This is a genomic window from Marinomonas hwangdonensis (assembly GCF_003721245.1).
GTDB classification, from domain to species: Bacteria; Pseudomonadota; Gammaproteobacteria; order Pseudomonadales; family Marinomonadaceae; genus Marinomonas; species Marinomonas hwangdonensis.
Window position 1 is genome coordinate 1 of the sequence record NZ_RIZG01000021.1, and the last position, 3,369, is coordinate 3,369.

Genomic DNA, 3,369 nt, shown 5'->3' on the forward strand with positions numbered 1-3,369 from the left:
TTGTGCTCTACCACTGAGCTATTCCCGCAAAAAAACTTCTCAAACAACATCAAAAATAGGTAAACTACAAAAACCAACTCGTTGAAAACGATGGCGTCCCATAGGGGGTTCGAACCCCTGTTACCGCCGTGAAAGGGCGGTGTCCTAGGCCTCTAGACGAATGGGACAACGTTGCAATCTTGCTGTGTGAGCGGGTGCGTATATTACTGTTACTANTCTAGACGAATGGGACAACGTTGCAATCTTGCTGTGTGAGCGGGTGCGTATATTACTGTTACTATGTTTAAAATCAACAGTTTTTTTAATTAATTTAGCGTCTTAAGCAAAAAGTCGCTTTAAAAATCAATCTGATCGGAGCACAAATGCTAAATAAACCCTTTTTTCTGATACTGTCACTGTCCACCCTCTTATTAGCTGGGTGCTCAACAACCCATTACGTAAACATCAACCCACAACCAGAAGTCAGTAACGCCAACCTAACGAACAGCCGTGTCATCGAAGTGACTGCACGCACAGAATTAACCAGCAACATAGGTTCAATTAAAACAGGCATCAATGAAAGAGCAGACATTTTTACCACAAACGACATTTCCGTAAGCGTGAAACAAAGTGTTTTGTCTGGTTTGAAAAAAATGGGCTTCACACCAGAGCAAGGTGTGATGCCAGCCGCCAACATGCAAATTGAAATCACGAAAATGAGCTACACAACCGAAGTGGAAAAACTGAAAACCGTTGCGACATTGGACTTTGAATTAAAAGTGGCTTTAGCAGCAAAAGGCCAAACTTACAAAGCGAACTACGGCTCTCAAAAAATACGTGAATATGGCACCATGCCTTACCAGGAAGCCATTGAAGAAGACATGAATGACCTTGCAAGCCAAACAGTGAATCGTCTTCTGGGGGACCCCAACGTAATTATTCTTTTGAAGTAAACCCTCTTATTTTTCATCGCATACTGTAAAGAGGCTGAACGGTTTTAGTTTACCTAAATCGCACAGCCTCTTTTTTCTTTAATCAAGATGACTTTTTTGCACTTATCACTCTTTGCCACCTTGAATGCAATCCGGTTAGGTGTAAAGTTAACATCTTTTGCTCAGCCTCAATTAAGGATGTAAACGGTGCAGATTCGCAAGTCAAACAAGCTCGCCAATATATGTTATGAAATTCGTGGTCCTGTCCTTAAAGAGGCAGTACGCATGGAAGAAGAAGGCCAACGCATTCTAAAGCTCAACATCGGTAACCCTGCCCCATTTGGTTTTGAAGCCCCCGATGAAATACTTGTAGATGTCATTCGCAATTTACCTACTTCACAAGGATACGCCGAATCCAGAGGTTTGTTTTCTGCCCGTAAAGCCGTCATGCAAAAATATCAAGCCATGGGCGTCAAGTCAGCTGATGTTAATCATGTCTGGATGGGGAACGGCGTAAGCGAGCTGATCGTTATGGCAATGCAAGGCTTACTAAATGATGGCGATGAGATTTTAATCCCTGCCCCCGACTACCCTCTTTGGACAGCCGCAGCTACCTTGTCTGGCGGCTATGTTAAACATTACTTATGCGATGAAGAATCTGGCTGGCAACCTGACATCAATGATATTAAGTCAAAAATATCCAATAAGACGAAAGCCATTGTCATCATTAACCCTAACAATCCAACAGGGGCGGTTTACAGCAAGGCCGTTTTAGAAGCCATTATTGATATAGCAGAAGAACACAATCTGCTGATTTTTTCTGACGAAATCTACGACAAGATTCTTTATGATGAAGCGCAACACATCCCTACTGCAACCTTAACCGAAGGTCGTGCCCCTTGTGTTACCTTTGGCGGCTTATCTAAGGTTTACCGTACGGCCGGCTTTCGTTCAGGCTGGATGGTGATTACAGGCGATCGAAGTGGAATAACTGACTATATAGACGGCTTGGATATTTTAAGCTCAATGCGTCTGTGCGCTAACGTACCCGCTCAACACGCTGTTCAAACGGCATTAGGGGGCTACCAGAGCATTAATGAGCTGATTGTTCCTGGTGGGCGTCTGTACGAACAACGCAAGGTGGCATGGGAAGCACTCGACTCCATACCTGGAGTGCATTGCCATAAACCAGAAGGCGCTTTGTACCTTTTTCCACGACTTGATCCAGCCATGTACAAAATCAAAAATGATATGGATTTGGTTTTGCAATTTTTGCGCGAAGAAAAAGTCCTTATTGTACAAGGGACTGGCTTCAATTGGCCCAAACCAGATCACGTTCGTTTTGTCTTTTTGCCTCATGTAGAAGACCTCACACCCGCCATGGACCGTTTTGCGGCTTTTTTAAGCAGATTAAGGAAACGCTAACGGTTTAAGTTTGCCTATTGAAATAATCCAATAAAGCCCTACTATGCTCCTTAACAGTTTCTTGAGGAGCATATTTCCATGCGTATTATTCTGTTTTTATTGACAAACCTTGCTGTCATGGTGGTAGCTGGGGTTGTGTTAAGTCTTTTAGGCGTTAACGGTTATATGACCAGCAATGGCCTTAATTTTACGTCTTTGCTTATCTTCTGTGCTGTGTTTGGCTTCACAGGCAGCTTAATTTCGCTGTTTTTGTCGAAGTTTATGGCAAAGCGCGGATCTGGGGCAGTGGTTATCGAAACACCACGCAACCATAAAGAAGTATGGTTACTCGATACCGTTAAAGAACTCTCCCAGAAAGCTGGCATTAAAATGCCAGAAGTCGCCATCTTCCCCTCCCATGATGCCAATGCTTTCGCAACGGGCTGGAACAAAAACGACGCACTCGTTGCCGTCTCTAGTGGCATGATGGATCGCTTCACACCAGATGAGATCAAGGCCGTTCTGGGTCACGAGATTGGCCACGTTGCCAATGGCGACATGGTCACATTGTCACTGGTACAAGGGGTCGTAAATACGTTTGTTATGTTTTTTGCGCGCATTGCCGCTTACGCGGTCGACCAATTTTTGCGCAGAGGCGACGACAATCAGGGTTCCGTAGGCTTTAGTTATTACATTGTCACGTTCGTTTTTGAGATACTCTTTGGTGTTCTCGCGTCCATGATTGTCATGTGGTTTTCTCGTTATCGCGAATTTAGAGCCGATGAAGCCGGTGCTAGACTGGCCGGTAAAGGCGCCATGATCGCGGCACTCGCCCGCTTACAACAAGAAAGCGAAGAAAGTCGTATGCCTGATTCCATGCTGGCATTCGGAATTCGTCGAGGCAAAACACCGACTTTCGGTCAGCTGTTTTCTAGCCATCCACCGATTGAAGTGAGAATAAAGGCCCTACAGGCACTTTAATTTTCCTTGTCTGTATTCTGCATACAAAAAAACGCCAGCGTAAGTGAAGTGACCCCCAATAGTTGGACAACCA

Annotated in this window: 3 protein-coding genes and 1 tRNA gene; 3 read left to right on the forward strand and 1 reads right to left on the reverse strand. The window is 44.6% G+C overall.

Annotation, left to right across the window (positions count from 1 at the left end):
• Positions 1-91: 91 nt before the first annotated feature.
• A tRNA-Glu gene (locus EBI00_RS15860) sits at positions 92-167 on the reverse strand.
• A 195-nt stretch (positions 168-362) separates the two neighbouring features.
• Between EBI00_RS15860 and EBI00_RS15865 the strand changes: the two genes are divergently transcribed.
• From EBI00_RS15865 to htpX, 3 genes are all read left to right on the forward strand, one after another.
• Entirely contained in the window at positions 363-932 is a 570-nt protein-coding gene (locus EBI00_RS15865) for a YajG family lipoprotein (RefSeq protein ID WP_123096903.1), read from the forward strand.
• A 186-nt stretch (positions 933-1,118) separates the two neighbouring features.
• Positions 1,119-2,336 (forward strand): pyridoxal phosphate-dependent aminotransferase, encoded by a 1,218-nt coding sequence (locus EBI00_RS15870; protein ID WP_123096904.1) that lies wholly within the window; start codon positions 1,119-1,121, stop codon positions 2,334-2,336.
• A 78-nt stretch (positions 2,337-2,414) separates the two neighbouring features.
• Positions 2,415-3,296 carry a protease HtpX gene (gene htpX / locus EBI00_RS15875; protein WP_123096905.1) on the forward strand — a complete coding sequence of 294 codons (882 nt, stop codon included), beginning with the start codon at positions 2,415-2,417 and terminating at the stop codon, positions 3,294-3,296.
• The last annotated feature ends 73 nt before the right edge of the window (positions 3,297-3,369 follow it).

Excerpts from the sequence above, each read along its gene's own strand:
- EBI00_RS15865 (WP_123096903.1), top strand. The coding sequence starts at position 363 with ATGCTAAATAAACCCTTTTTTCTGATACTGTCACTGTCCACCCTCTTA.
- htpX (WP_123096905.1), top strand. The coding sequence starts at position 2,415 with ATGCGTATTATTCTGTTTTTATTGACAAACCTTGCTGTCATGGTGGTA.